At 32.8% G+C, this 2,118-nt stretch carries 2 protein-coding genes; both read right to left on the bottom strand.

Annotated features, from left to right (window positions below; translation table 11 throughout):
* Nucleotides 1–40: 40 nt before the first annotated feature.
* The gene (locus VGE71_RS09695; protein WP_331138149.1) at nucleotides 41–412 is read right to left on the bottom strand and encodes a GxxExxY protein; all 372 of its coding nucleotides are present in this window, start codon (nucleotides 410–412) and stop codon (nucleotides 41–43) included.
* A gap of 86 nt (nucleotides 413–498) precedes the next feature.
* Entirely contained in the window at nucleotides 499–1,944 is a 1,446-nt protein-coding gene (gene miaB, locus VGE71_RS09700; RefSeq protein WP_149208365.1) for a tRNA (N6-isopentenyl adenosine(37)-C2)-methylthiotransferase MiaB, read from the bottom strand.
* Nucleotides 1,945–2,118 lie beyond the last annotated feature (174 nt).

Raw genomic sequence — 2,118 nt, forward strand, 5'->3', positions numbered from 1 at the left:
GCCACAGATTAAAAGGATTAACACAGATTTTTTTTTAAATTTAAATAATATATCTTTTATGTTGAAGAGATTTTGTTTGAAAATTAACTAACAATCCAACTTCTGAACTTGATAATTTTATATAATTTAAAATTTGTGCAATGTGCTCACTTGAAAACTCTTTAATAGCTTTTACCTCTAAAATGATGTCTTTATTAATTACAAAATCAGCATAAAATTTATGAGGTAAAACTTTTCCTTTGTATTCAATTGAATATTCTTTTTCTCTTTCAAAAGGAACATTATTTTCTTTAAATTCTACTTCAAGAGCATCTTTGTAAATCACTTCTAATAAACCTGGGCCAAGATTTCGATGCACTTCCATGCAAATTCCGATAATCTTATAAGTTTCTTCTTCTCTATAATGTTGCATAAATTTTAATTTTTCATCACAATTTAAAAGTAAGAAAAATATTAAAAAAAATCTTTTTAATCCTTTTAATCTGTGGCAAAAAAAAATTAATTCATGCTACTTAAACCAACAGCTTCGCCTTTTAAAGTTCCACTAGTACAGCTTGTGATTTTTACGTTTACGAAATCTCCAATTTTGTAATTTTCTTTTGGGAAAACAACCGTAATACTCTGAGAGTTTCTTCCTGAAAACTCATCTTTAGATTTCTTAGAAACTTTTTCCACTAAAACTTCAACTGTTTTTCCGACGAATTCTTCACTTCTAAACCAAGCATGTTTTTGCTGTAAATCAACAATTTCTTGTAATCGTCTCGCTTTGGTTTCTTCCTCCACATCATCTTTCATTTTTCTTCCAGCAAGAGTTCCAGGACGTTCAGAATACGAGTACATATAACCAAAGTTATATTTTACGTATTCCATTAAACTCATCGTGTCTTGGTGATCTTCTTCGGTTTCTGTTGGGAATCCAGCGATCATATCTTGCGAAATCGAAGCATCTGGAACAATTGCTCTAATTTTATCAATTAAAGCCATATATTCTTCACGAGAATGCAGACGATTCATTTCTTTTAAAATTCTATTGCTTCCAGACTGAACTGGCAAGTGAATATGTTTACAGATATTTGGATATTTCGCCATAACATGCAAAATACTCTCATGCATATCCTGCGGATTCGAAGTTGAAAAACGAATACGCATTTTAGGAAAACCAACTGCAACCATTTCAAGCAATTGATCAAAATCGACAGCAGTTGCTTTTTGCATTTCAGAAGCATTTACAAAATCCTTTTTCAAGCCACCTCCGTACCAAAGGTAACTGTCAACGTTTTGTCCAAGAAGTGTTATTTCTTTAAAACCTTTGCTCCATAAATCCTGAATTTCGGCCATGATACTTTGTGGTTCACGGCTTCTTTCACGTCCACGTGTAAAAGGCACTACGCAGAAAGTACACATATTATCGCAACCACGAGTGATAGAAACCAAAGCTGTGATTCCGTTACTCATCAAACGAACAGGCGAAATATCTCCGTATGTTTCTTCTTTTGATAAGATTACATTGATGGCGTCGCGACCTTCTTCAACTTCTGCTAATAAATTCGGAAGATCTTTATAAGCATCTGGACCAACAACAAGGTCAACGATTTTTTCTTCTTCTAAAAATTGACTTTTCAAACGTTCTGCCATACAGCCTAAAACGCCTACTTTCATTTTTGGATTAGTACGTTTTACTGCGTTGTATTTTTCAAGACGTTTACGAATCGTTTGTTCCGCCTTGTCACGGATTGAGCAAGTGTTAACCAAAACCAAATCAGCTTCTTCTAAAACTGAAGTTGTGTTATATCCTCCGTCAGATAAAATGGAAGCTACGACTTCACTGTCCGAAAAATTCATCGCACAGCCGTAACTTTCTATAAATAGTTTTTTAGTATTCTCAGGTTTATTTTCTAAAACAAGACTTTCGCCCTGTTTGCTTTCTTCAATAATCTTTTCCATTGTAAAAATTCAAAGTGCAAAGATAGGGGAATTGTGCGGAATATGACAAGATGGCAGAAAAGAATTTTAGATTTCTGATTTTAGATTGCAGATTGAATATGAAACAAAAAAAGCGCAGCTTTTTTTGAGCAAAATCTAAAATCTAAAATCTAAAATCTAAAATCTAAAATCTAA

It is taken from the genome of Flavobacterium sp., from assembly GCF_036405015.1.
Taxonomy (GTDB): Bacteria; Bacteroidota; Bacteroidia; order Flavobacteriales; family Flavobacteriaceae; genus Flavobacterium.

Excerpts from the sequence above, each read along its gene's own strand:
- VGE71_RS09695 (WP_331138149.1), bottom strand. The coding sequence starts at position 412 with ATGCAACATTATAGAGAAGAAGAAACTTATAAGATTATCGGAATTTGC.
- miaB (WP_149208365.1), bottom strand. The coding sequence starts at position 1,944 with ATGGAAAAGATTATTGAAGAAAGCAAACAGGGCGAAAGTCTTGTTTTA.